The following is a 26,814-nucleotide window of genomic DNA, read 5'->3' as shown; positions in this document are numbered from 1 at the left end:
TTGTTATTCTGTTCTCTGGCGAATCATGGGTATAACGCTTATGAACACAAGACTCAATAGCCGCCGCTTGACTGGCCTGCTTTTACCGCTCTTAATGCTGGGTATCGCGGCCAGGGCCACCGGCGCCGCCGAGCCGGTCGACGACTGGAAGGACGTGGTCCGTGCCTCCCCCTATTGGGTTAGCCAGGGGGTCTACGAGAACATCATCACCATCCGCCGCTGGGTATTGAAGGAAACCGGTTACTGCAGCGACAGCGAGCGCCACATTCTCTACGACATGCGCGGTCAGTTTCTCGGCTACATGAACGATGGCGACAGCCGTGAGGAAACCCAGCAGCGGCTGAACCAAACCCGTGCCCGCATGGCCGCCAGTGGCCGCGCGGACGCCTGGGCCGGCGGCGGTCCGGAGACCACCGGCTACCCGTTCGCACTGGCCTGCGATCAGCCCCACGTCAATCTTGATGACGCCATGGCCCGCTACCTCGGCAGCCTTCCGGCCGACCGCCTGTGGGGCGCCTGGGACGACCTGCGCTTTGCCTCTGCCGACACCCCCGGAACGCTGCACGACGCGCTGATGTACGTGTATCGCACACGGATGCAGCAGCAGCGGCTGGCGCTGCCGCCGGAACTGCCCCGTTACCTGGGTGGGCAGGTGCTGATCGAGAGCGGTGGCCAGCAGCGGGCCCATTCCCGCGCCAATGCCCGCGGTATTCTGCAACTGTCCCCCTCTGCCCTCAGCGACTGCCGTATAGAGCCCGGCAACTACTGGCACCGACTTGCCCAGATCGACTGCGCCCTGCGGCTGATGGACCAGAATGCCCGCAACCTGCGGCCGGCCTTTGATGACCGTTTCGGACACCTGCCGCGTGAGAAACAGGACCGGCTGTTCACCCTGCTGCTGGTTCAGGCCTACCACGGTGGCGCCAGTCGGGTGCGGGCACTGCTTGAAGACGATACCCTCGGCGGGGCGGCGGTTTACTTTGCGGCTAACCATGAGAATTTCAGTGCCGGGGATATTGCCTTCGGCATGATCTTCCATAATCTGGGGCGGGACCGGTTCGGCCTGGCGTCGCTGTATTACGTTGCGGACGTGCAGCTGGCCACCGAAGCCCTGTGCAACCGTCCCGACCTCAGCGCTTCGGGGTTTTGCCGTTGATTCCCGAAAGCCTGCCGCCTTTGGTCGCACTGCTGCTTTTGCTGGCCTCGGCCGTGACTTCGATGATCACCGCCAGCCTCGGCGCCGGTGGTGGGGTGCTGTTGCTGGTGCTGATGGCCATGTGGGTGCCGCCGGCGGCGATCATTCCCGTTCACGGCATGATCCAGCTTGGCTCCAACAGTGGACGGGCCGTGCTTACCTGGCGCCACACCGACTGGAAAACCATTGCCGCGTTCGCCCCGGGAGTGCTGGCCGGATCGGCACTGGGCGCCTGGCTGTTGGTGGACCTGCCGGCGCATCTCTGGCAACTGACCATCGCGCTGTTCGTTCTGTATCTGTGCTGGGGCCCGGCGCTGCCGAAGGGTGCCTTCGGTCGGTTTGGCGTGTTTGTCGCCTCGGCGGTGACCAGCTTCGTCAGCCTGTTTGTGGGCGCCACCGGCCCCCTGGTCGCGGCCTTCATCAAACAGATGCACAGCGACCGTTTCACCACCGTGGCCACCTTCGCCACCGCCATGTGCCTGCAACATGCGCCCAAGGCCCTGGTCTTCGGGGTTGCCGGTTTCGTGTTCCGGGACTGGCTGGCGTTCATTATAGCCATGATCGCCTGCGGCTTTGCCGGCACCTGGGTCGGACTGCACCTGCTCAGAACGATCAGCAATCGTCGCTTCACCCAAGTCTTCAACCTGTTACTGACCGTTCTGGCGTTGCGCCTGATATGGCAGGCGTTTACGGCGTTCAGTAGCTGATCGGATCAGGCATCGGGGACGTCGACAACCACCACTTTGTTGCGGCCCTGGGCCTTGGCGATGTAACAGCCCTCATCGGCCCGGGCCATGACCTCACGCGGACCTGAGTCGCCGGGGGACACCGCGGTCAGGCCGATACTGGTGGTCACCCCATATGCTTTGCCGTCGTGGTCGATGCGCAGGTCCTGCACCGACGCCCGGATTCGCTCGGCCAGCGCCTCCGCCCGCTGCAGGCCACAGGCTGGCAGGATAATGCCGAATTCGTCACCGCCCAGCCGGGCCACGGTATCCGACTGGCGCACGGACTCCTTGAACAGGTCTGCCAACCGCCGCAGCAGGTCATCCCCCAGCAGGTGCCCACCCTCGTCGTTGACCGGCTTGAAGTAATCCAGATCAATCAGCATCAGCACGCTGTCGGTGGCATGATCACCGGCCTGGCTCATGCACTTCACCAGAGAGGCGTTGAACGCCCGGCGGTTCATCAACTGGGTCAGGCTGTCGTGAGTGGCTTCCCAGGACAGCCGCTCTTCCTGCCTGCGGCGCTCGCTGTCATCCCGCAACACGAAGACCAGCCGTTCGTTTTCGTGGCCCTTGCGCAGGTGCAGCATGGTCAGATCGATGTCGAAGCGCTGACCCCGGTGATTGCGGAGCGTCACGTACAGGCTTTCAAAGTCATCGCCGGCGAGGAAGTCTGTGGCCTGCCACTGCCGGTTCTCGTCCTCAATCGTTACCCGCTCGAAAAAGTTGTTGCCCTCGCAGTTCTCGCCGTTGCCCAGGAAAGTGCACGCGGCGCCGTTGGCATAGCGGATAAGGCCGCCGGTATCGACCATCAACACTCCTTCCTGCAACACCGCGAGGATGCTGTCGGCCCGCTGCTGCTCTTCACGCAGGGCCTCTTCCACGCGCAACTCACGGGTAATGTCCCTCACCACCGTGATGGTACCCAGGGATTTCTCCGGCGTTTCAATAGCCGAGGTCATCACATCGGCCCAGATCACTTCCCCGGCGCTCCGCCCTTGCAATCGCAGCTGGCCTCGGAAGACCGTGTGTCGCTTCAGCGCCGAGTACCACTGTTCAATAATTCCCGGGCGATCCTCTTCATAAACACCGGAAATCAGGTACTGGTGCAGCAGCGATGAGGCGTCCTGACCGGTGATCGCCTCGAAGGCGGGATTGACGAACTCGATGCGGCCGAGTACGTCGGTCTGGACAATACCAATTGGGGCACTCTGGGTCAGCGAGCGGAAGAACGCCTCGCGCTCGGCCATTGATGCCAGCACTTCGTCGCGCTCATCCATCACCGTATTGAAGGTTTCCGCCACCTGGCGGATTTCCCGCACGCCGGAGACCGCCACCGCTTCGGTTCTGACGCCAAGGTGCCGTTCGGTAATCTGGCGACCGAGCGCCTTCATCGGGGCCATCAGTCGCTGGAACATCACGAAGGCAATGGGCGCCAACAGAGCCATGACGGCCAGCAACACCCACAGCAGATTGTCCACCAGCCGCCCGGCGGGCAGGTGGGCTTCGCGGGAGGGCCAGGCCGCCACCACAAACCACGGCACCTGGGACAGCTGGCGCACGGCCTTGATGGTGTTTTCACCCTCGGCATCGCGCGATTGGGTTACCCCCTCGAACCCCGCCATCGCTTCCCGCATGAAATCACTACCGTGCTGCACCGGTTTCAGTACCCGGCCGCCGCGCCCGTCCGCGAGGGTAATGCCGCCGCGGGTCACCACACTGAGGTAACCGGACTGCCCGAGGCGGACGCTGTTCACTTCTTCCATGAAGTTGTTCTTGCCCAGCAAAGTGGCGCCACCGAGCATGCCGATGAAACGGCCGCGATGGTCAAAAATCGGCGCCGTGATCATGATCGCCGGCTGATCCTGATGGAACGCCCGGAAGGGCTGGCTGATGATTGGCGTTAATTGCCGAACGGTAGACTGAAAATACTCCCGCTGGCTGGCATTGAGACCGGTCTGGCCGTACTCCTCAGGGTACTCGGCCAGCACCTTGCCTTGCTCGTCGAACAGGTAGAATGCATTGAACAGATGCCGCAGGGCGATTTCGCGACGAATCAGAAGCTGGGCGCGCACCGCCAGCACGTCGGCGTCCATGGTCAGGCCGCTGGCAATATCGGACAGGATTTCACGCCGCTGGGCCAGCTTCTCATCCAGATCGTTTGCCACCAGGGAGGCGATGGTTTCCACCTCGGCCGCAGCCTGGGCTTCCAGCTCCACCCGGCTCATGACCGTGCCGGCCACCGTGACCACCACGGCAGACAGCACGATAGCCAGAATAACGAAGGCAACGGCACGGTTCACCAGACTGCCAAACCAGCGTTTGATCAGCACAACAGCGTTACTCCGGACACACAGAAACGGACAGCATTTAGAGAATCAGGTGTATTAAACACAGGTTAGTACATGGACGTCAGTACAAGGGTCATGGTTTCAGCATTTTAACAGAGAGGGCCATCAAGCTCAGGTTACGGACTTGAAAATTTAGTGATAATCGTTATTATTTAGATCTATTTTTTCGCGACCGAGGCGCCCCATGTCTGATATGCCACTCGCCACCACCGGGCATTCCCTTGCAACACCGCTCAGCCAGCTGCTTGAGATGGGTGGACCGGTGATGATCGTGCTGCTCGCCCTGGCCGTCGCCGGCGCCGTCACTTTCGTCTATCTGATGCTGTTCGGCACCTTTTACTCGCCGCGGCTGAGCACCAAACTTAAAAAAGCGATTACCTTTTGGCAACAAAATCCGTCTGATCAGGCCCCGCAGCAGTTACGACAACAGCAGACGCTCTGGTCTCGCCTGAATCCCCTCCACCATTTGCTGATCGCAACCATGGAAAACCAGCTGGCACGTCGTAGCGCCCAGCAGGTACGCGAAACAGCGGCCCGTGATGCACAGAAAGCACTGGAGCCATTTGAAGCGCCCCTGAAAATCATCGAAGTCATTGCGGCTCTGGCACCCTTGCTGGGCCTGCTGGGCACCGTCCTGGGCATGATGGAGGCCTTCAGCGCCATGGCAGCGGCCGAAGGCCGTGCCAATGCCAGCCAACTGAGCGGCGGCATCTACGAAGCCTTGAGCACCACGGCCGCCGGTCTGGTGGTGGCCATTCCCTTCGCCGCCCTGGCGGCCTGGATCGAGTTCCGCCTGCGCCGCATTCACAAAACCATCAACGGCGCCCTGGTCAGTGTATTGGCGGTGGAGCTGGATCAGCCAGGGGAGCCTGGCCGCGCCAGCACCGAAGTGGTTACCCCAGAACCCTCGGTGCAGCAACCGGCTGGCAGCACCAAACACTACGACACCCAAGACCCCAGCGAACAGCGCTTGGCCCATGCAGCTGGTTGAACCACGGCCAAGCCGCCCCCTGCCGATCCGCATTACGCCGCTGATCGACGTGGTGTTCATTCTGCTGGTGTTTTTCATGCTCACCAGCCGGTTGCTGCCGGTCGATCACCTGGAACTGGCCAACCAGACCCGCGATACCAGCCCGACCACCGGTGAGCCCATCCCGGAAGTAAAAGTGCTGGCGAACGGCCTGGTGGAATGGGAAGGCGACCGTCATCCCCTGCCGGAACTCACCGCACGGCTGCAGTCCCGGGGAATTCACGAGATTAACGTCAGTACCTCCGCGGACACGCCGCTGAGTGAATTCACCCGCGCATTGAGCACCTTCAATGGCACAGACATCACCGCACACTGGAAACGCACCGGCCGTTCCGGGAGCCAGCCATGACGGATCTGGTCCCACCACCCGCCAGCTCGGGCAAATCTTTGATGGAGCGGGTGGAAGACGCCCTGCTGCCCCTGATCAACCTGGTGTTTCTGCTGCTGATGTTCTTTATCGTGGCCGGGCAACTGGCCGATACGCCCCTGCCTGATCTGCCCTCGGCTGCTCGTTCGGATCAGTCGCAGTCGCCGGAGGCCGATCTGTTGGTAAGCAGTAACCAGCAATGGCGCATTGATGGTGAAACCGTCACCCGCGAGGCCCTGCCGGCCAGACTGCCGGCGCCCGATGCCAGCAAGCCATTGCGGATCGCCGCCGCCGAGAACGTGTCCATGGCCGACCTGGAGACCCTGCTGCAGGCGCTCGAAGACATTGGCTTTACGGAAGTACTGCTGTTGACGGAGCCGTCGCAATCATGACCCCGGGTCACAAAGTAAGAGTTACTTTTCTGATGTTGGCGGTGGTGATTACGGCCGTTGCCGTGGTGCTGGCAGCACCGGCGCGTGTACCCACCCTGCAGCCGCTGGGAGAGGCAGCGGTGAGCTCGGCACCGGCGATGAAGATTTCCCTTGCCGGCGCGCCCCGCAACGAAGTCGCTGAACCGCCTGAGGAGCCAGCGCCCGAACCTGAGCCGAAACCAGAACCAGAACCCGAACCCGAACCCGAACCCGAACCGGAACCGGAACCGGAGCCCGAACCCGAACCGGAGCCAGAGCCAGAGCCAGTAAAACAGCCGGCCCGGGAACCCGTTGAAGAGGTAAACCTTCCCGAAGCCGCCGAGGTGAACGATGAACCCGCTGAGCGGAACGCGCAAGACCAGAGCGCAACCCAGCAGGTAGAGCTGAGTGCCGGCGAGTCCGCCAACGTGGATGAATACCTCACCAGACTGAGCCGGCACCTGAGCCGCTTCTACGAGTATCCGCGACGCGCCCGCCGGCTTGGCCAGCAGGGCTCACCGGTGATTGTGTTCGAATTCAGCCGCGACGGTACTCTGGTCGACCATTCGCTACGAGACTCTTCCGGCCATGACCTGCTGGACGACGCCGCCATGGCCATGCTGGAGCAGGCGGCCCCGCTCCCGGAAGTGCCCGACTCCATGGCCGGCAAACGCTTTCGCTACGCACTGCCGGTCCGCTTCAGCCTGCGCTGATTTGCGCCAGCGGTTGCACGCCCGCACCGGATCAGTGCAGACCGGTAGCGGGCCCGGCCGGACGTTTCCCCGCCCTACTATCGCAAACACCCTGTTATAAAAAGGTTTTTCTCGCTGAGGTGGCGATTGGCACAGTCCCTGCTCGCGTTTTCCCCGGTAGTAATGAAAGCAGCGGGCCCTGACAGGGCATGTTCGCAGACAATCCGATAACCCAGACAACGACGTCTGCCCCGTATCTGCCCGATCAGATCACGGAGCGACGTCTTTTTTTGTGCCAGAGGAAAATCCCATGTCCTACATCCTACCCTCGGAGTTCACCACCAAGATGGTCGACGCCGGCGAGTCCAAGATCTACATGGCCACCCGTGACGTGCTGATTCGCGCGTTCATGGCGGGCGCCATCCTGGCCCTGGCTGCCGTGTTCGCGATCACGGTTGCGGTGCAGACCGGCAGCCCGCTGATTGGCGCCATGCTGTTCCCGGTGGGTTTCTGCATGCTGTACCTGATGGGCTTCGACCTGCTCACCGGCGTGTTCATGCTCACGCCCCTGGCGTTGCTGGACAAACGTCCGGGCGTTACCCCCAAAGCCATTCTGAGAAACTGGGGCTGGGTGTTTCTGGGCAACTTTGGCGGGGCACTCACCGTGGCGGTGATCATGGGGTTTGTCTTCACCTACGGCTTCAATACCGACCCCGGTGCGGTGGGTGACAAGATCGCCAGCGTGGGCAAGGAGCGTACCCTGGGTTACGCCGAGTATGGCGTGGCAGGCTGGCTGACCATTTTCCTGCGCGGCATGCTGTGCAACTGGATGGTGTCCATGGGCGTGGTCGGCGCGATGATCTCCACCACCGTGCCGGGCAAGGTGCTGGCCATGTGGATGCCGATCATGCTGTTCTTTTTCATGGGCTTTGAACACTCCATCGTCAACATGTTCCTGTTCCCGTTCGCCATCATGATGGGCGGCGAGTTCTCGGTGATGGACTACTTTGTCTGGAACGAAATCCCAACGGTGCTGGGCAACCTGGTGGGCGGCCTGTCGTTCACCGGTCTGACGCTCTATGCCACCCACGTCCGTACCGCGCCCAAGCGTGCGGTTCACGCCGGCTGACGCGCCGCGTATGACCGACACCCTGTCGATCACCACCGGCCAGCATTCCGACGCTGGCCGGAAACCGGTGAACCAGGATTTCCACGGCCTGCTGATACCCCGTGAGCATCAGCTCCGCAGCAAGGGTATCGCGGTGGCCATCGCCGACGGCATCAGTTCCAGCAACGTCAGCCAGATTGCCAGTGAATCGGCGGTGGCCGGCTTTCTCAACGACTACTTTTCCACCCCCGACAGCTGGTCGGTCAAACAGTCGGCGCAACGGGTGTTACGGGCCACCAACGCCTGGTTGTACGCCCAGACCCGGCAAAGCCAGCACCGCTACGACCGGGACCGGGGCTACGTCTGCACCCTCAGCGTGATGGTGCTGAAATCCGCCACCGCCCACCTGTTCCACATCGGCGATGCTCGCATCTACCGGGTTCACGCCCGGACACTGGAACAGCTGACCACCGATCACCGGCTCTGGCTGTCGGCAGAGGAAAGCTGCCTGACCCGCGCGCTGGGGATCGGCCACCAGCTGGACATTGACTACCTCAGCCTCGCACTTGCGCCGGGTGACACCTTCCTGCTGGTAACCGACGGCATTCACGAACACCTGAGTGACGCCGACATCGCGATGATCATCGCCGAAGCGAACGGTGATCTGGATGCCGCCGCGCAGACGCTGGCCGCCAGAGCCCTCGAACAGGGCAGCCCGGATAACCTCACGGCGCAGATTATCCGCGTTGACTCGGTGCCCGGCGACCGCGAGGTCAGCGAGCTGCATGGGCAGCACGGCGACCTGCCGTTTGCCCCGGAGCTGGCACCCGGCCACGTCCTTGATGGCTATCGTATTCTGCGGCAGATCCACGCCAGTAGCCGCAGCCACGTGTATCAGGCGGTCGACGAAGCCAGCCAGAGGCTGGTTGCGCTCAAGGTACCGTCGGCCGAGCTGCGCGACCATCCGCGGTCTCTGGAAACGTTTCTGGCGGAGCAGTGGATTGCCCGGCGCATCCGCAACCCCCACGTCGTTCGCCCCTTCGCACCGGATCGCCAGCCCAGTTGCCTCTACCTGGCCACGGAATTCGTCGAGGGCACGACCCTGCGCCAATGGATGCTCGATCATCCGACGCCCGATCTGAACCGGGTGCGTGACCTCGTTGAACAGATTGGCAAAGGCCTCCGGGCCTTTCACCGACTGGAAATGGTGCATCAGGATCTGAAACCGGAGAACGTGTTGCTTGATGCCCATGGCACGGTAACGCTGATCGATTTCGGCGCCACGCGGGTAGCGGGCCTGCAGGAGATCCGCGGCGGTGAAGAGCCCGGCCATCCGCGGGGTGCCGCGCTGTACAGCGCCCCGGAAACCTTTCTCGGTGAGCCGGGCAGTTGGGCCGTGGACCTGTTTTCCCTCGGCGTCGTTACCTATCAGATGCTTACAGGGCGGCTGCCCTATGACACGGACATCCCCAAACTGTCCCATCGGCGGCAGCTTCGAACACTCCGTTACCGGCCGGTCCGGCTTTACCGCCACGATGTCCCCGCCTGGGTGGACGACGCCTTGGAACGGGCCCTGCACCCGGAGCCCCACAAGCGCTACCCCGCGCTGTCCGAGTTCCTGTTTGATCTGCGTTACCCCAGCCCCGGCTGGCGCAGCAGACACCGGCCGCCGCTGATCGAACGCCATCCGCTGGCGTTCTGGCAGGGGCTATCGGCGCTGCTGATGCTGACCCTGCTGGGAGTCCTTGCCTTACGATGAGAGCGCGACGCCAGGGCAGGCACCCGGGCAATATCTTGCCCGCCCAGCAAACTCTCGCCCGCAACGAAGCAAACTCTTGCCTCAGCCCGATCGCCAGCGATTCAGGAAAAACCTTACGTATTGTTTTATAAAGACTTTCTATAACTGGCACAGCTCTTGTTACTACTCTGTTCGTCCAGGGAAGAGCCCACGGACACTATTCATTCACATGTCATGGAGCAGACTATGCCAACTCCTTGTTATATCAGCATCGAAGGCCAGACCCAGGGGAACATCACCGCAGGCGCATTCACTTCCGATTCCGTCGGCAACATCTACGTTGAAGGCCACGAAGACGAAGTGCTGGTTCAGGAATTCAGCCACGTTGTCACCGTACCGACCGATCCCCAGTCCGGTCAGCCTGCTGGTCAGCGCGTTCACAAGCCGTTCAAGTTCACCGCGGCCCTGAACAAAGCGACCCCGCTGATGTACAACGCCCTGGCCTCCGGCGAGATGCTGCCGAAAGTTGAAATGAAGTGGTACCGCACGTCTGTGGAAGGTAAGCAGGAGCATTTCTTCTCCACCATCCTGGAAGACGCCACCATCATCAACATCGACTGCAAGATGCCCCACTGCCAGGACCCGGCCAAGGCCGAGTTCACCCAGCTGGTGGAAGTATCTGTGGCCTACCGCAAGGTAACCTGGGAACACGCCGTTGCCGGTACTTCCGGTGCCGACGACTGGCGCTCCCCGTTCGAGGCGTAAGCGCTTCCGGACGTTGCCAGACCAGCGGCCAGCCTTTGCTGGCCGTTGTTGTTTTTACCCCGCCGCGAACTGACGGTATCATCAACGCTGCAAACGTCACTTTCAGAACCTTCAAGGTTGCAGCGGATACACCATGGCTGAACGAACCACCGCACGTGCCATCGGCAGGCTGATGTGCGACACCACCCGGGATATTCTCTGGGCACCGGCTGAACCTTGGATTCGTCAGCAATCCACCCGCAGCTCCCTGCATTGCCGCGTCGGCTCCGGGCAGGCCACATACCATCGTTTTGATCCCCGCACCAGGCAGCATCAGATCACCTATGGCGCCCGCATGATTGCGGCCAAGCACGAGGCCCGCTCGGCGGCCGGCTGGCTGTCGGGGCGTGAGATTCAGCAGCGGGGGTATTTCGGCGGTGAGCTGACCACGCTGAACCTGCTGGCGCACACCTGCTGTCACGAGTTTGCGCACCTGTTGCAGTACAGTGCCGGCAAACGCTTCCGCGGCTCGGTGCACAACCGGCATTTCTACGAGATTCTCGATCAGTTGCACGCCAGTGGCGGCGCGGAGGCGGCGCGGAGCCATCTGCAGCAGCAGGCGGAGCAGTCAGGTATCGAGCTGCCCCAGGAGCGCTTTGAAGTCCTGCAGCCCAGGCAACTGATGGCCGACTGGCAGGTGGGCGACCGCGTCCAGTTTGGCAGCGGGCGCCGCCGTCACTGTGGCGACATCATCCGGGTCAACCGCAAGACCTGCACCGTGGAGGGCACCGGTCCGTCACGGGGCTTACGCTACCGGGTGCCGGTGTCACTGCTCAGCAAGGCAGACACCGCGCCCACCTCCTGAGCCACCCCGGCGGCACCGGCAATCAGCGCCTTGAGTTCCGGCAGGCAGGAACCGCAGCCAGTGCCGCACTGCAGTTTCGCGCCCAGCGTTTCCACGCTGCCGGCCCCCGCGGCGATGGCCCGTTCGATCTGCTTCTCGCCCACCTGATAGCAGCTGCACACCAGCGCGCCAATGTCCTCGGTATCCACTGCGCGAGCCGCCAGTAACTGCCGGCGGGTGGCCGCGCTGAACTCTTCCTCGGCGAACACCCCGGCCAACCAGTCCACCGCCGGTAACAGTTCGGGATCACGCTCCACCAGCAACACCGCCTCCAGCCTGCCATCCACCAGTCGCGCGGCGCGGAAACGGCCCATGGGGCTGTCCTGCATCACCAGTTGCGGCGGCCCACCGAGCCAGTCGCGACCGTGCAGTGACCAATCCACCGGCGCTTTGCCGGCCAGCCACCAGCTGGTGCAGCCAGCCAGGGGCTGTTGTGTCCAGTAATCGGCGCGCCAGCGCTGCGGGCGGTTTTCCCGCACCAGCAGGCGGGCATGCCAGCGCGCGCGCCAGGGCCGCAGCCGGGCGCGGCCATGTTTTGCCTCGGGCTGGCCAGACACCGGATCCACCACGGCGTCTGTCAACGCGGTGGCCACCGCCTCTCCGGAAAACTGGCGGTTCCAGTGAATGGGCACAAACACCTCGCCGGGACGCTGTCCTGCCTGGATACTGACCCGCCCCACAAACCGTCCACGCTCACTCTCCAGTAACGCCATTGCGCCGTTCTCCAACCCCAGATCACGGGCGTTATCCGGATGCACGTCAATAAATGGCTCGGCGCGGTGGGCCAGCAACCGCGGCGCACGGGCGCTGCGGGTCATGGTGTGCCACTGGTCGCGGATACGGCCGGTGTTGACGATCATCGGATAGTCGTCACAGGGCTGTTGGGCGGGCAGAATCGCCTGCACAGGCACAAAGCGGGCACGACCGTCTTCGGTCGCAAACCGGCCATCACCAAACAGCCGCCGGGGGGGACGGGCGCCGGCCGCCGGCACCGGCCACTGGGTTGGCGCTAGCGAGTGGTAGGCTTCATCACTGAGATTCGCCAGCCCGGAAATATCAAACACGCGGCTGCCCCGGTTTTCGAACCCGGACAGCCCGGCGTGTTCACGGAAAATGTCCGCCGGGCTCTGGTAGTCGAACTGCTCGCCGTACCCCAGCTGTCGAGCTACCGCCGAGACGATCCACCAGTCCGGCCGGGCCTCACCGGGCAGTGGCAGGAACCGGCGCTGGCGGGAAATGCGGCGCTCGGAATTGGTCACGGTGCCGTCTTTCTCGCCCCAGCCGGCCGCCGGCAGGGCAATATCGGCGCAGTCCAGGGTGTCGGTGTGGGCGACACAGTCCGATACGATGACCGTCGGGCAACGCTTGAGCGCCTGACGTATGCGGTCGGACTCCGGCAGACTCACCGCCGGATTGGTGGCCATCACCCACAGCACCTTGATCTCACCGCGCTCGACAGCATCAAACAGGTCCACCGCCTTCAGCCCGGGGCCATCTGCCACCGCCTGACATTGCCAGAAGCGTGCAACCCGCGCTTTCGCGCCGGGAGTGTCGTAATCCATATGGGCGGCGAGGGTGTTGGCCAGACCACCCACCTCCCGGCCACCCATGGCGTTGGGCTGGCCGGTCAGGGAAAACGGGCTGGCGCCGGGTTTGCCCACCCGGCCGGTGGCCAAGTGGCAATTGATGATGGCGTTGCATTTGTCGGTGCCCGCCACCGACTGGTTGACGCCCTGGGAGAATGCCGTGACCGTGCGCTGCTCCGCCGCAAACCAGTGGTAGAAGGTTTCCACATCCGCCACCGGCAGATCACACGCCTGCGCCACCGCCGCCACACTAGGCGCCGCCACCGTGGCGGCCGCGAGCGCCTCGTCAAAATCGGCACAGTGCTGTGCCACGTAGGCCTGATCCAGTTCACCGGCGGCCGCCAGCCACACCAACAGACCGTTGAACAGAATAGTATCGGTACCCGGCCGCAGGGCCAGGTGAAGGTCAGCCAACTCGGTGGTGGCGGTCTGGCGGGGGTCGATCACTACCACCTTGCGGCCGGGGCGGGCCGACGCTTTCATGCGCTGGTACAGCACCGGATGCGCCCAGGCGGCATTGCTGCCGGTCAGCACCAGCAGGTCCGCCAGCTCGAGATCCTCATAACACGCCGGTACCAGGTCGCCGCCGAAGGCCCGCTTGTGAGCGGCCACCGCCGACGACATGCACAGGCGGGAATTGGTGTCGACGTGGGGGGTGCCGATAAAGCCCTTGGCCAGCTTGTTGGCCACGTAATAGTCTTCCGTCAGCAATTGCCCGGACAGATAAAAAGCCACCGACGACGGGCCGTAGCTGTCCACCGCCGCTTTGATAGACGACGCTACCGCCTCCAGAGCCGCCGGCCATGAAACCTCGGCGCCGCGAACCTTCGGGCTGAGCAGCCGGCCGTGATCGCCCAGGGTTTCACCGAGGCTCGCGCCTTTTACGCACAGCCTGCCCAGATTGGCCGGATGAGCGGAATCCCCGCTGACGCCGGGCACTTCCCCGGCCTTCGCTTCCCTCGTTTCCCTCGCTTCCCTCAGTAACACCCCGCATCCCACCCCGCAGTAGGGGCAGGTGGTATTGATCGGCGTTGGCTGGCCCGCATTCGGCGTCGACATGGGTACTCCAGATATCGGACGGCAACAAAAAAGCCCGGCATGGTCCGGGTGCGTTGGCGGCCGGATCATGGCGGGCTTCGTTGCCTGTGTTCAGGGTCATTCTGGACAAACACGGGGTGTCAGAATGGCGGAATCCTTGTTGGTAATGCATTGAGTAAAGCAAATCGGAGGCCAAAGCGCGGGAAACCCCGCCAACCCGCCATCCATGCCCGCCTCAGTGCCGCCCGGCGGGCGACCAGCGGCAACATTCTGGTGCACAGCGCGGCATCAGCGCACCGGGGCGACGCACGCCAGGCACCTTTCCAGGGGCGCTGAAGCCCGTAAAAAAGCATCTAAATCCCTGTTTTACCGCTATTCAGCACCAATGGCAGACATTTTGCTCCAGCGAACCCATACGAATTGGGAATTTGAGGGAACACCATGCAGTCATCAGAGTCACTACGCATACTGCTGATCGACAACAACCCGCAGCGGGCCAGCCAGGTCTGCGCTGCGTTGACCCACAGTGGTCACGAAGTCATTCGCCAGCGTCCCGACGCCACGGGTCTGACCGCCGCCGTCGCCCGCGACCAGCCGGACATGGTGATCATCGATATGGAATCACCCGATCGCGACACCCTGGAAAACATGAGCACCCTGAATGATCATGCCCCCAGGCCTATCGTGTTCTTCGCCGATGAACCCGGGGATCGCGCCACCATTCAGGCGGCGGTGCGCGCCGGTGTCAGCGCTTACGTGGTGGATGGTGTCAAGCCGGACAGTGTCCGCTCCATTATTGATTCCGCCATTGCCCAGTTCGAATCCTTCCAGGCCCTGCGCGCCGAACTCGCGCAGACCCGCAGCGCACTGGAAGACCGCAAGATCATCGAACGGGCCAAGGGACTGATCATGAAACGGGAGGGCTGTGACGAGAACACTGCGTTCCAGATCCTGCGCTCTACCGCCATGGACCACAGCGAGCGGCTATCGGACATGGCCAGACGCATCATCACCCTGATTGGCGAGCCCGCAGACACTGTGGCCGTCCGCCAGGCCGGCTAACGTAATGCGGCAACGAGGTCACTGAAACCATGGTCACCCCCACGCCCCTCCATCCACGCTCCGGTTTCCACCTGCGGCTGGGATTCGTGCCGCTGCTGGACAGCGCGCCGCTGATCATGGCCGAAGAACTGGGTCTGTTTGAAGCCGAAGGACTGCGGGTGGAGTTGGTGCGGGAGAGTTCCTGGGCGTCCCTGCGGGACAAGGTCAGCTTCGGCTTGCTGGAGGGCGGCCAGATGCTGGCACCGATGCCCCTGAGCATGTCCCTCGCCAGCGACCGCCCGCGGATCCCGATCACGTCCGCCATGGTGCTGAGCCGCAACGGTAACGGTATCACCCTCGGCAACCACCTGTTTGACCGCATTTTGCAGACGAACGCCAACCTGCTGAAACCCATCGAAACCGCCCGCGCCCTGGTGGCCGTGGCGCGCCAGCGCCAGCAACCGATACGCCTGGCCTCGGTGGCGCCCTGGTCCAGCCACGACCTGCAGTTAAGGGACTGGCTGGATTCCGCCGGCGCCATCCATGGCCAGGATTTTCACATCATTCCGGTATCACCGGTGCAGATGATGGACGCGCTGCAAAGCGGCGCCATTGAGGGCTGCTGCGTGGGCGAGCCGTGGAACAGTGTGCTGGAACGCCGCAGGCTCGGGCACATCCTGCATTCTGGTCACCAGATCTGGCAGAACGCACCGGAGAAGGTTGTCGGGGTTCGCAGCGACTGGGCCGCTCAGCACCAGGAGATGCATCGCCATCTGATCCGCGCCCTGCTTGTGGCCTGCCGCTGGCTGGACTGCAGCGACAACCACGCCATGCTGGCGCAGATTCTGTCGCAGCCGGAATACCTTGGAGAATACTTCGACCGCAACATCGGTGAGCAGTTTCCCCTGCATTCCGACGGCCGCACTCCGTTTCATCCCGGGCTGCACCAGCATTTCTTCCGTCACTCCGCCAATTTCCCATGGCTGTCGCAGGCCCACTGGCTGGCTACGCGACTGATCGCCCATCGGCAGCTGGACAGCATCGACAATGACGCGCTGCGGGACATTGTCCGCCCCGATATTTTCCGCGACGCCGCGGGCTCGCTGGGTATCGACACACCGGTGATCGACAGCAAGACCGAAGGGCAGCACCAGCGCCCGTTTGTTCTCAACGGCCAGTTCGGTCCGGTGAACGTCGCTGGCGACTATCTGTTGGGCGACCAGCGTCACGACTGGCGGTGCGACGGGCCCGCCTCATCGCTGCCCGCAAATGAGGCCTGACGCACCAAAATTGCTCCGAATACCGGCCATCCTCCCGCAGCACTCAGACCGGAAAAACGAAATACCCTTTAATTTCATAATGATGGAAAACTGGCACAGGGCCTGCAGAGACAGAGCCAACGACAGGCAACGTTCACCACCCAGATCACAAATTCCATTCCCAGGCACAGGCGCCTGCTCCCCTCCCCAGGGTAGCAGGCGTTTTTTTTGGGACTGAACAACGTCAGGAGACACCCATGACATCCGGACTAACGATAATCAGAGTACTGACCGCCTCCACCCTGCTGCTGGCCGGCGCCGCGACTGCCCAGGCCGAGATCGGACCGGCGGAGAAACCAGACCTGAAACTGGGCTTTATCAAGCTCACGGATATGGCTCCCCTGGCCATCGCGTGGGAGCAGGGCTTCTTCATGGATGAAGGGTTGTTTGTGGAGCTGGAAGCCCAGGCCAACTGGAAAGTGCTGCTGGATGGCGTGGTCACCGGCTCCCTGGACGGGGCCCACATGCTCGCGGGCCAGCCGCTGGGCGCAACCATCGGCTACGGCACCCAGGCCGACATCATCACCGCCTTCAGTATGGACCTGAACGGCAACGGCATCACCGTCTCCAACGATGTGTGGGAGCAGATGCGCCCGCACATCGACGATAACGCCGACGGCCAGCCGGCCCACCCCATCAGTGCCGCCGCCCTCAAACCGGTCATCGAACACTACCGCGACAACGGCGAACGCTTCCGCATGGGCATGGTGTTCCCGGTCTCCACCCACAATTACGAGCTGCGCTACTGGCTGGCCGCCGGTGGCCTGAACCCGGGTTTCTACGCCCCCCAGCGCGGCGACACCAGCGGCACCCTGAAGGCGGATGTGCATCTGTCCGTCACGCCACCACCGCAGATGCCAGCGACCATGGAGGCCGGCACCATCCAGGGCTATTGCGTGGGTGAGCCGTGGAATCAGCAGGCGGTGTTCAAGGGCATCGGCGTGCCGGTGATCACCGATTACGAGATCTGGCCCAACAACCCGGAAAAAGTGTTCGGGGTGACCGAAGACTGGGCCGAGCAGTACCCCAATACCCACCTGCGTCTGTTGCGGGCCCTGATCCGTGCGGCCCACTGGCTCGACGAGAATGACAATGCCAACCGCGCGGAAGCGGTCAAGATCCTGGCCCGCTCCAGCTACGTGGGGGCCGATGAGGAAGTCATCGCCAACTCGATGACCGGCACCTTCGAGTATGAGAAAGGCGACGTGCGTGAGGTACCGGATTTCAACGTGTTCTTCCGTCATTTCGCCACCTACCCGTACCCGTCCGACGCCATCTGGTATCTCAGCCAGATGCGCCGCTGGGGCCAGATTGCGGAACCCAAGTCCGATGACTGGTACATGGAGACGGCCGCCAAGGTCTACCGCGCCGACATCTACGCCGAAGCCGCCCGCTCGCTGATCGCCGATGGCACCCTCAGTGCCGAGGACTTCCCGGACCTTGAGGGCGAGAATTTCGTCCGCCCCTTCCAGGGCGAACTGATCGACGGCGTGGCGTTTACCCCAAGGGAGCCGAACGCCTACATCGACAGCTTCGAGATCGGCCTGAAAGGATCAGAAACCCCCTGAAACCGGGGGCAGGAGACATCACATGACCACGTTCAATCAGACCCACAATCCAAGCCGCCCGCTGGCCCAGGCCCAGCAATGGCTGCGCGCCGTCAGCGACAAACTGACCGCGCGCAACCTGGCCAGCACCGCCCGCCAGCTGCTGTTGCCGGCCATCGGTATCCTGCTGTTCCTGGGTTTCTGGCATCTGGCGGCGCCCCAGGTGGAGACCTCCCTTGGGGCCTTTCCGGGGCCGGCCCAGGTGCTGGAGCAATCCGGCCAGCTGTGGCAGGAGCACAGTGATCAGCGCGATCGGGCAGCAAAATTCGTCACCATGCAGGAACAGCGCAACGAACGCATTCTGGCGGAGAATCCCGAGGCGGAGGTGAAGATCCGCGACTATCCCGGCGCACCGACGTTCCTTGATCAGATCGTCACCAGCCTGGGCACGGTGCTGGCCGGGTTTATGCTGGCCACCGTGATCGCGGTACCACTCGGCATCATCATCGGGCTGAACCGACACTTCTCGGCGGCCGTCAATCCGCTGATCCAGATCTTCAAGCCGGTGTCGCCGCTGGCGTGGCTGCCGCTGGTCACCATGGTGGTGTCCGCCACCTACGTCAGCGACGACCCGATGTTCGAGAAGTCATTCCTGACCTCGATGATCACCGTGACCCTGTGCAGCCTGTGGCCCACCCTGATCAACACCAGCGTGGGCGTGGCGGCGGTCAATCCGGACCTGCTGAACGTCTCCAAGGTGTTGCAGCTGTCGTTCTGGACTCACGTTCGCAAGGTGGTGCTGCCGTCGTCGATCCCGATGATCTTCACCGGCCTGCGGGTGTCGCTGGGCATTGCCTGGATGGTACTGATCGCCGCCGAGATGCTGGCCCAGAGTCCGGGGCTGGGCAAGTTCGTGTGGGATGAGTTCCAGAACGGCAGCAGCCAGTCCCTGAGCCGGATCATGGTGGCGGTACTGGCCATCGGCTTTATCGGCTTTCTGCTGGATCGCATCATGCTGCTGGTGCAGAAGAAAGTGGCCTGGAACGAATAATGTCAGTTGAGGAAACAGCTATGAGCAAGCCCCATCTCGAACTAACCAACGTTCAAATGGCCTTCGACACCCCGACCGGGCCGTTCATCGCACTGGAGAATGTGGATCTGAAGATCCGCAAGGGGGAGTTTGTATCCCTGATCGGGCATTCCGGCTGCGGTAAATCCACCGTACTGAACATTGTCGCCGGGCTGCTGCAGGCCACCCGCGGCGGCTGTGTGCTGGACGGCCATGAGGTCAATACCCCGGGGCCGGAGCGCGCGGTGGTATTCCAGAACCATTCGCTGATGCCCTGGCTGACCGTTTACGAGAACGTCGAACTGGCGGTGCAGCAGGTGTTCCGCAAGTCCATGAGCAAAGCCGAGCGCCGCGACTGGATACTGCATAACCTGAACCTGGTGAACATGGGGCACGCCCTGGACAAGCGACCCGGCGAGATTTCCGGTGGCATGGCACAGCGGGTGGGTATTGCCCGGGCGCTGGCGATGAAACCCAGCGTGCTGCTGATGGACGAACCCTTCGGCGCGCTGGATGCGCTGACCCGGGCGCACCTGCAGGATTCACTGATGGAGATCCAGCAGGATCTGAACAGCACGGTGATCATGATTACCCACGATGTGGATGAAGCGGTGCTGTTGTCAGACCGCATCGTGATGATGACCAACGGGCCCGCAGCCACCGTCGGTGAGGAGCTGCACATCAAGCTGCCCCGACCCCGCAACCGCGTAGCCCTGGCGGATCATCCCGAGTACGTGCACTACCGCCAGGCGGTGTTGTCGTTCCTCTATGAGAAGCAGAGCTTCCCCGCCAAGCAGACGCCGCCCCGGACCGAGCCCGGTGCCGACAGCGCCACGGAGGAAGCGGACGGCGACGCCGGCACCTTCACGGTGCACGCCGCCCCGTCCGGGCGCACAGCGCTCGCTCAGCCTGCGGAGGAGAACGCCTAAGCCATTGTTTACGTTGACTTCGTGAAACTGGCACGGAGTTAGCAACAGTAGAAACAGGGAAGAATGTCCCGGCCATGGATCGGCCGGACCATCAGATCATTGTTGTTGGCATTGGTGCCGGACCATCGAGTCCCTTCGGGGAGGAGATGTCCGGCTTTTTTTGTTGGGCTGGAATCACGCCGGGAAAGGACAGCGAACATGACCACCGCAGGGCATAACTCTTTGACCACCCCGTCCGAGAACACCCTGGTTGTCTGCGGCCACGGCATGGTGGCGCAACGCCTGCTGGAAAGACTGGTGGCGCAACCGCGCCAGCCGTTCGGGCGTATCGTGGTGTTCAACGGCGAAGCCTGCCCGGCCTACAACCGCATTCAGCTGTCGGCGTTGCTTGCCGGCGACGCCAGTGAAGACAGCCTGTGCCTGCAAGCGCCCGAGTGGTATCACAGGCACAACATCGAGGTACACCAGGGCGACCCGGTGACCGCGATCGACCGCGACAACAACACGGTCGTCACCGCCGGCGGACGGGTCCAGTGCTACTCGAGCCTGGTGATCGCCACCGGCTCCCGATCCGCCCGTCTCGGCATTGACGGTGAGGACCTGGCGGGCGTGGTGGGCTTCCGCGACCTGCGGGACACCCGCAAACTCATTGATATCAGCCAGCGCCATCGTCGCGCGGTGGTCATCGGCGGCGGCTTTCTCGGTCTGGAAGCCGCCGAAGGGCTGCGTAGCAGGGGCATGGCCGTGACCGTGCTGCATCGCAGCAGTCATCTGCTGAACCGCCAGCTGGATTCCACCGGGGGTGCCCTGCTGGAAACGGCGCTGACCGAGCGGGGGCTGACCATCCGCACCCGCACATCGCCGGCGGCGCTGCTGGGGCGGGATTCGGTGCGCGCGGTTCAACTGGACGACGAAACCCTCATCAGCACCGACCTGGTGGTGATTGCCGCCGGCATCAGCCCCAACATCGCTCTGGCCGATACCGCCGGCCTGGCCTGCGACCGCGCCATTGTCGTCGATTCCCGGCTGCAAACCAGCGACCCGGCCATTTTTGCTCTTGGCGAATGCTGCCAGGTGGGCGAGCACACCTTCGGGCTGGTGGAACCCGGGTATCAGCAGGCCGAGGTGCTGGCACAGGCGCTGTGTGACAACACCAGCACCGCCGCGTTCGAGCCTGCAGTGATAGCTACACGCCTGAAAATCAGCGGCATTCCCATATTTTCCTGCGGCCAGACCCAGCCGGACGGCGACACCGAATCGGTGATCTGGCAGGACCATGAAACCCGACACTATTGCCGGCTGCTGGTTCGCGACCAGCGCCTGACCGGCGCGGTGCTGTTCGGCGAAACCACCAACGGCCCCTGGTACAGCGAACGCATTCAACAAGGCGATGACATCAGCGCCTACCGGGCCCATCTGGCCTTTGGCAAACCTTACTGCGACGCCGCGTGATGGCGCCGGTGCAAGAGAGAGGAACACCCATGAACAAGCAAACCCTGATCGTGATTGGCAACGGCATGGTAGGCCACCATTTCCTGGAACAACTGATCGCCACCGCAGCCGCCGAGCGCTTTGACATCAAGGTCTTCGGCGAGGAAAAGCTGCTGGCCTACGACCGCGTGCACCTGTCCGAGTATTTCGGCGGCTCCACCCACGCCGACCTGGCCATGGGCACCGCGCAATGGTACGCCGAGAACCGCATCGACCTGCATCTGGGCGAGCAGGTCACCGCCATTGATCGCGACCAGAAGACCATCACCACGCCCCTGGGCAACTACCGTTATGACGAACTGGTGCTGGCCACCGGCTCCTACCCCTTCGTACCGCCGATCAAGGGCAACGAGCACCCCCACTGCCTGGTGTACCGCACCCTGGAAGACCTCGACCGCATCCGTGCCAGTGCCGACGGCGTCAAAACCGGCGTGGTGGTGGGCGGCGGCCTGCTGGGGCTGGAGGCCGCCAACGCCCTGAAGAGTCTGGGTGTGGACGCCCACGTGGTGGAATTCGCGCCGCGCCTGATGCCGGTGCAGCTCGATGCCGACGGCGGCGCCCTGCTTAGGCGCAAGATCGAGGAGCTGGGCGTGCAGGTGCACACCGAGAAGGCCACCATCGAGATCGTCGACGGCGAGTCCGCCCGCCTGCGCATGAACTTCAGCGATGACAGCCATCTGGAAACCGACCTGATCGTATTCTCCGCCGGTATCCGCCCCCAGGACACCCTGGCCCGCGCCAGCGGGCTGGACATCGGCGAGCGCGGCGGCATCGTGATCAACGATCAATGCACCACCTCCGATCCGCACATTCATGCCATTGGTGAGTGCGCCCTGTGGAGCGAGCGCATTTTCGGCCTGGTGGCCCCCGGCTACACCATGGCTCGCACCCTGGCGGCCACTCTCAACGGTGATCAAGAAGCTGCCTTTACCGGCGCCGACATGAGCACCAAACTCAAACTGCTGGGTGTGGACGTGGGTTCCATCGGCGACGCCCACGGCCAGACACCGGGCGCCCGCAACATCCGATTTAACGACGAGAAAGCCGGCCATTACCGCCGCATGGTGATCAGCGACGACGGCAAAACCCTGCTCGGTGCCATCCTGGTGGGCGACAACAGCCACTACGACACCCTGCTGCAGTACGCCCTAAACGGCATCACCCTGCCGGACAACCCGGAAACCCTGATCCTGCCGGAAAGCCAGGGCGGCGCCCCGGCACTGGGCCCGGACGCGTTGCCGGAAACCGCCTCGATCTGCTCCTGCCACAACGTCACCAAGGGCGACATCTGCGGCGCCATTGACGCCGGCTGCAGCGATCTCGCCAGCGTGAAAGGCGAAACCAAGGCCAGCACCGGCTGTGGCGGCTGCGCCGCGCTGCTGAAGAACGTGGTGGACAACGAACTGGAAAAACGCGGCGTGGAGGTCAGCAAGGACCTGTGCGAACACTTTCCCTACAGCCGCCAGGAGCTGTTCCACCTGGTGAAGGTGAACGGTATCCGCACCTTCCGCACGCTGATCCGCGACCATGGCAAGGGCCACGGCTGCGACATCTGCAAGCCCACGGTGGCGTCGATCCTCGCCACCTGCTGGAACGAGCACATCCTGGCCACTGACCACGTGCCGCTGCAGGACACCAACGACACCTTCATGGCCAACATGCAGAAAAACGGCACCTATTCCATCGTGCCACGCATCCCCGGCGGTGAAATCACCCCGGACAAGCTCATCGTGCTGGGCGAAGTGGCCAACGAGTACAACCTGTACACCAAGATCACCGGCGGCCAGCGGGTCGACCTGTTCGGCGCCACCCTGAGCGAGCTGCCGGCGATCTGGGAAAAACTCATCGCCGCCGGCTTCGAGACCGGCCACGCCTACGGCAAGTCCCTGCGCACGGTGAAATCCTGCGTGGGCAGTACCTGGTGCCGCTACGGCGTGCAGGACAGCGTGGGCATGGCGATCTTCCTGGAGAACCGCTACAAGGGCCTGCGCGCGCCCCACAAAGTGAAGATGGCGGTTTCCGGCTGCACCCGCGAATGCGCCGAAGCCCAGAGCAAGGACATCGGCGTGATCGCCACCGAAAACGGCTGGAACCTGTACGTGTGCGGCAACGGCGGCATGCGCCCGCGACACGCCGACCTGTTCGCCACCGATCTGTCCGACGAGGAGCTGATCCGCACCATCGACCGGGTGTTGATGTTCTATGTGCGCACCGCCGACCGGCTCCAGCGCACCAGTGTGTGGATGGAGAACCTGGAGGGCGGCCTGGATTACCTCAAACAGGTGGTTCTGGAAGACAGCCTCGGCCTTGGCCAGGAACTGGAAGAGCACATGGAATCCTTGGTGGGCACTTACCAATGCGAGTGGAAAACGGCGGTGGAAGACCCGGAGAAACGCAAGCGGTTCCGGGAGTTTGTGAACGCTCCAGAAAAGACCGACCCGGTGCAGCAGTGGACCACCGAGCGGGATCAGCGGCGGCCGGTTTTGGAGTCTGAGGCTGCTTTGTAGCCTGCTGGTTGAGGGGATGAGCGAGGGGCACGGGGGGTATTTTTCTTCTGGAAAAAGAACTCGCTTCGCTCAGACACCTTTTTCCTGACAGAAAAATACCCCCCATACCCCTCACTCGCGTGACCGTACAGAGATATCAAAAGATACGTTGGAGACTGTTTATGAAAGCTCGTACTACTTGGGATTGCGTTTGTAAGGTGGAGGATCTGGTGGCGGAATCCGGCGTCGCCGTGTGGACCGCAGACGGGCCGGTGGCGGTGTTTTACCTACCGCACCGGCTGCCGGCGTTGTTTGCGATCAGCCACACCGATCCGTTCAGCGGCTCAAACGTCCTGGCCCGGGGTATTACCGGAGACATCAAGGGCGAACCAGTGGTGGCCTCCCCATTGTACAAACAACATTTCAGCCTGATCACCGGCCAATGCCTGGAGGATGAAACGGTCAAGATCAAAACCTACCCCGTGCTTCTGGACGGCGACCAGATCCGACTGGAAGTCCCGAAGAACAAGCAGGAAACCGCCGCAGCCTAAAAGCGGCCCAACCGGCAGTCAGAACGAGCCGATTCGGGGGTGGGGATGTTTTTCTGTCAGGAAAAAGGTGTCTGAGCGAAGCGAGTTCTTTTTCCAGAAGAAAAATAGTCCGACCTCCGGAGCGGCGTCAGCTCCCAAGTCCGAAAGGCCGCTAACCAGACTCAGAAGCGGAAGAACGCCGCTCCCGCCACTGCAACACAAAAACCGTCAACGCCGGTAAGAACGTCAAGGTCACCGTCGCAGCTGCAACCTTTGACACAACGGACCCTCCTGGCGGTTTATATGAACTTATGACTTAAACTGGACTAAAAACTACGCAAGATCTACTCATTCAGACCTGACCCCGTATCAGGGTCAGCACCGCTGAAAAGTCAATTGCGTCGCCAACCTGGTGGGTTACTATCACCACACTGTTGTAAACAAGGATGCATTTTGAAACCGCTCAGCCCCGCCGACCAACTGTTCCTCTGGCTGGAAAAACGCCAGCAACCCATGCACGTGGGCGGCCTGCAACTGTTTTCATTTCCGCAGGACGCACCCGATGACTACGTGGCGCAACTGGCGGAGGCCCTGCGCCACCACACCCGGGTGACGCCGCCCTTCGACCGGCGCCTGGACAGCCGCTTCACCCAGCCGGTGTGGGTGCACGACGACCACCTGGATCTGGAGCACCATTTCCGGTTCGAGGCGCTGCCCACCCCCGGCCGGGTGCGGGAGCTGCTGGCGTTTGTCTCCGCCGAACACTCCCACCTGATGGATCGCGAGCGTCCGCTGTGGGAGTTCCACCTGATCGAGGGCCTTCGGGACCGCCAGTTCGCGGTCTACACCAAGGTGCATCACTCCCTGGTGGACGGCGTATCGGCCATGCGCATGGCCCAGCGGATGCTGTCGGCGGACCCGGCGCAACGGGACATGCCGCCGATCTGGGCGCTGCCACCACGCGCAAACCGGCGTGAGGAGGAAGGCGGTCGAGCCTCGGTGTGGCACACTCTGGGCCACCTGATCGGGGAGTCGGGCAAGCAGCTGGGCACGGTGCCCACGGTGGCCCGGGAGCTGATGAAAACCATCAACCAGGCCCGCAAGGACCCGGCCTACAAGTCGATCTTCCACGCGCCGCGCAGCCTGTTGAACGAGAAAATCACCGGCTCGCGCCGCTTCGCTGCGGAATCCTACTGCCTGAAGCGCATCCGCGCCGTGTGCGAGGCCTATGGCACCACGGTCAATGATGTGGTGATGGCGATGTGTGCCAGTGCCTTGCGCACCTACCTGATGAACCAGGACGCGCTGCCAGCGCAACCGCTGATTGCCATGGTGCCGGTGTCGCTGCGGCGGGATGACAGTGAAGAGGGCAATCAGGTGGGTATCATTCTGGCATCACTGGGCACCCATCTGAGCGACCCGGCGGACCGGCTGCTGCACATCCACCACGACGTGAAACTGGCCAAGGACCGCTACGCCAGCATGTCGCCGGAAGAAATCCTCAATTACACCGCCCTGGCCCTGGCGCCGGCGGCGTTCAACCTGCTCACCGGGCTGGCGCCGAAATGGCAGACCTTCAACGTGGTCATCTCCAACGTGCCGGGCCCCGCGGAGGAGCGATACTGGAACGGCGCCCGTCTGGAGGGCATGTACCCGGTGTCCATCGCCATGGACCGCCTGGCGCTGAACATGACCCTGACCAGCTACCGTGACCAGATCGAGTTCGGCTTGATTGGCTGCCGCCGTACCCTGCCCAGTCTGCAGCGCATGCTGGATTACCTGGAGGAGGGTCTGGCGGAGCTGGAAGTGGCGGCCGGGATCAGCTGAACTTCACCTCACGATTGCGTTCGGAGATCTGCCCGTTCAACGTCCAGAAATCGTAGAGCACGCCAATCAGGAACAGGCCACCGGTCAGCAGGTAGATGATGCCGGTAATCCACTTGCCCATGTACATCCGGTGCAGGCCGAAGACCCCGGTGAAGGTCAACAACAGCCAGCCAATGTTGTAATTGACCTCACCCTCCCGGAACCGCAGATCCGCCTCCCGATCCATCGCCGGTATCAGGAACAGGTCAATAATCCAGCCGATGAACAGCAAGCCCAGAGTGAAGAACCAAATGGTGCCGGTGATGGGCTTGCCATAGTAAAAGCGATGGGCTCCGAGAAACCCGAAGATCCAGAGCAGGTAGCCGAAGAGTTTGCTGTGGGTGTCGGGTCTGGCTTCCATGGTGGTTTCCTTGTGGGTTTGGTGTTGGGGTCTTGTACTGACCTAGCCTGCCTTGGTTGGAGCGTGGCCGGGGGGTTGGATTATTTTTCCCTTGGGAAAAAGAACTCGCTGCGCTCAGACACCTTTTTCCTGGCGGGAAAAATAATCCAACCCCCCGTCCGACGAACAATGGAGGCATAGTCGGTAAAAACAAAGGAAAAAAGGCAAAAAATCATGAATCAGGACGGCCCTCATCAGGGTCACTAGGGCGTGGGGTGGTTACTTATTTTTTCTGAGAACAAAGGTGT

General features: G+C 62.7%; 22 protein-coding genes. 19 read left to right on the top strand and 3 right to left on the bottom strand.

The window, feature by feature from the left end; translation table 11 throughout:
- The first annotated feature begins 40 nt into the window (after positions 1–40).
- Positions 41–1,156, top strand: coding sequence for a hypothetical protein (locus DYI22_RS06545; protein WP_323132882.1), 1,116 nt, complete (start codon positions 41–43; stop codon positions 1,154–1,156).
- Positions 1,114–1,902, top strand: a complete 789-nt coding sequence (locus DYI22_RS06540; protein WP_323132881.1) for a sulfite exporter TauE/SafE family protein — start codon at positions 1,114–1,116, stop codon at positions 1,900–1,902. The genes DYI22_RS06545 and DYI22_RS06540 overlap by 43 nt, the downstream gene beginning before the upstream one ends.
- Positions 1,903–1,907: 5 nt before the next feature.
- Here the strand turns inward: DYI22_RS06540 and DYI22_RS06535 are convergent, their stop codons facing one another.
- Entirely contained in the window at positions 1,908–4,253 is a 2,346-nt protein-coding gene (locus DYI22_RS06535; protein ID WP_323132880.1) for a diguanylate cyclase domain-containing protein, read from the bottom strand.
- A 202-nt stretch (positions 4,254–4,455) separates the two neighbouring features.
- Between DYI22_RS06535 and DYI22_RS06530 the strand changes: the two genes are divergently transcribed.
- The 8 genes from DYI22_RS06530 (at position 4,456) to DYI22_RS06495 (ending at position 11,225) form a co-directional block, all read left to right on the top strand.
- On the top strand, positions 4,456–5,262 hold the full coding sequence (locus DYI22_RS06530) for a MotA/TolQ/ExbB proton channel family protein (RefSeq protein ID WP_228300838.1): 807 nt from the start codon (positions 4,456–4,458) through the stop codon (positions 5,260–5,262).
- A complete protein-coding gene (locus DYI22_RS06525) occupies positions 5,249–5,650 on the top strand; it encodes an ExbD/TolR family protein (RefSeq protein ID WP_213477231.1) in 402 nt (133 codons plus the stop codon). Before DYI22_RS06530 ends, DYI22_RS06525 begins: the two co-directional genes overlap by 14 nt.
- Positions 5,647–6,060 carry an ExbD/TolR family protein gene (locus DYI22_RS06520; RefSeq protein WP_213477230.1) on the top strand — a complete coding sequence of 138 codons (414 nt, stop codon included), beginning with the start codon at positions 5,647–5,649 and terminating at the stop codon, positions 6,058–6,060. Before DYI22_RS06525 ends, DYI22_RS06520 begins: the two co-directional genes overlap by 4 nt.
- Entirely contained in the window at positions 6,057–6,791 is a 735-nt protein-coding gene (locus tag DYI22_RS06515; protein WP_213477229.1) for an energy transducer TonB, read from the top strand. The genes DYI22_RS06520 and DYI22_RS06515 overlap by 4 nt, the downstream gene beginning before the upstream one ends.
- Positions 6,792–7,080: 289 nt before the next feature.
- Positions 7,081–7,899, top strand: coding sequence for a formate/nitrite transporter family protein (locus tag DYI22_RS06510; protein ID WP_213477228.1), 819 nt, complete (start codon positions 7,081–7,083; stop codon positions 7,897–7,899).
- Between the two features lie 10 nt (positions 7,900–7,909).
- Positions 7,910–9,637 carry a bifunctional protein-serine/threonine kinase/phosphatase gene (locus DYI22_RS06505; protein WP_213477316.1) on the top strand — a complete coding sequence of 576 codons (1,728 nt, stop codon included), beginning with the start codon at positions 7,910–7,912 and terminating at the stop codon, positions 9,635–9,637.
- A gap of 225 nt (positions 9,638–9,862) precedes the next feature.
- Positions 9,863–10,381, top strand: coding sequence for an Hcp family type VI secretion system effector (locus tag DYI22_RS06500; protein ID WP_213477227.1), 519 nt, complete (start codon positions 9,863–9,865; stop codon positions 10,379–10,381).
- 133 nt (positions 10,382–10,514) lie between these two features.
- Positions 10,515–11,225 (top strand): hypothetical protein, encoded by a 711-nt coding sequence (locus tag DYI22_RS06495; protein ID WP_228300837.1) that lies wholly within the window; start codon positions 10,515–10,517, stop codon positions 11,223–11,225.
- Here DYI22_RS06495 and DYI22_RS06490 read toward each other — a convergent pair.
- Positions 11,171–13,909, bottom strand: coding sequence for a nitrate reductase (locus DYI22_RS06490; RefSeq protein ID WP_213477226.1), 2,739 nt, complete (start codon positions 13,907–13,909; stop codon positions 11,171–11,173). The two genes, DYI22_RS06495 and DYI22_RS06490, sit on opposite strands and share 55 nt — an antisense overlap.
- 420 nt (positions 13,910–14,329) lie before the next feature.
- On the opposite strand from DYI22_RS06490, the gene DYI22_RS06485 reads away from it, so the two are divergent.
- The 9 genes from DYI22_RS06485 (at position 14,330) to DYI22_RS06445 (ending at position 26,127) form a co-directional block, all read left to right on the top strand.
- The gene (locus DYI22_RS06485; RefSeq protein WP_213477225.1) at positions 14,330–14,950 is read left to right on the top strand and encodes an ANTAR domain-containing response regulator; all 621 of its coding nucleotides are present in this window, start codon (positions 14,330–14,332) and stop codon (positions 14,948–14,950) included.
- A gap of 29 nt (positions 14,951–14,979) precedes the next feature.
- Positions 14,980–16,209 (top strand): CmpA/NrtA family ABC transporter substrate-binding protein, encoded by a 1,230-nt coding sequence (locus DYI22_RS06480; protein WP_213477224.1) that lies wholly within the window; start codon positions 14,980–14,982, stop codon positions 16,207–16,209.
- A gap of 236 nt (positions 16,210–16,445) precedes the next feature.
- On the top strand, positions 16,446–17,816 hold the full coding sequence (locus DYI22_RS06475) for a CmpA/NrtA family ABC transporter substrate-binding protein (RefSeq protein WP_213477223.1): 1,371 nt from the start codon (positions 16,446–16,448) through the stop codon (positions 17,814–17,816).
- Positions 17,817–17,838: 22 nt separating this feature from the next.
- Positions 17,839–18,846, top strand: a complete 1,008-nt coding sequence (locus tag DYI22_RS06470) for an ABC transporter permease (protein WP_213477222.1) — start codon at positions 17,839–17,841, stop codon at positions 18,844–18,846.
- A 56-nt stretch (positions 18,847–18,902) separates the two neighbouring features.
- A complete protein-coding gene (locus DYI22_RS06465; RefSeq protein WP_416234561.1) occupies positions 18,903–19,793 on the top strand; it encodes an ABC transporter ATP-binding protein in 891 nt (296 codons plus the stop codon).
- A gap of 198 nt (positions 19,794–19,991) precedes the next feature.
- Positions 19,992–21,245 (top strand): NAD(P)/FAD-dependent oxidoreductase, encoded by a 1,254-nt coding sequence (locus DYI22_RS06460; RefSeq protein WP_213477220.1) that lies wholly within the window; start codon positions 19,992–19,994, stop codon positions 21,243–21,245.
- A gap of 29 nt (positions 21,246–21,274) precedes the next feature.
- On the top strand, positions 21,275–23,791 hold the full coding sequence (nirB, locus tag DYI22_RS06455; RefSeq protein ID WP_213477219.1) for a nitrite reductase large subunit NirB: 2,517 nt from the start codon (positions 21,275–21,277) through the stop codon (positions 23,789–23,791).
- Between the two features lie 161 nt (positions 23,792–23,952).
- Positions 23,953–24,321, top strand: a complete 369-nt coding sequence (gene nirD, locus DYI22_RS06450; protein ID WP_213477218.1) for a nitrite reductase small subunit NirD — start codon at positions 23,953–23,955, stop codon at positions 24,319–24,321.
- Between the two features lie 432 nt (positions 24,322–24,753).
- Positions 24,754–26,127, top strand: coding sequence for a WS/DGAT/MGAT family O-acyltransferase (locus DYI22_RS06445; protein ID WP_213477217.1), 1,374 nt, complete (start codon positions 24,754–24,756; stop codon positions 26,125–26,127).
- Here the strand turns inward: DYI22_RS06445 and DYI22_RS06440 are convergent.
- Entirely contained in the window at positions 26,120–26,527 is a 408-nt protein-coding gene (locus DYI22_RS06440) for an NINE protein (RefSeq protein WP_213477216.1), read from the bottom strand. The genes DYI22_RS06445 and DYI22_RS06440 overlap by 8 nt on opposite strands.
- Between the last annotated feature and the right edge of the window lie 287 nt (positions 26,528–26,814).

This window comes from Marinobacter lipolyticus, assembly GCF_018424605.1.
Classification (GTDB): domain Bacteria; phylum Pseudomonadota; class Gammaproteobacteria; order Pseudomonadales; family Oleiphilaceae; genus Marinobacter; species Marinobacter lipolyticus_B.
This window is presented reverse-complemented; position numbering and strand designations above follow the sequence as displayed.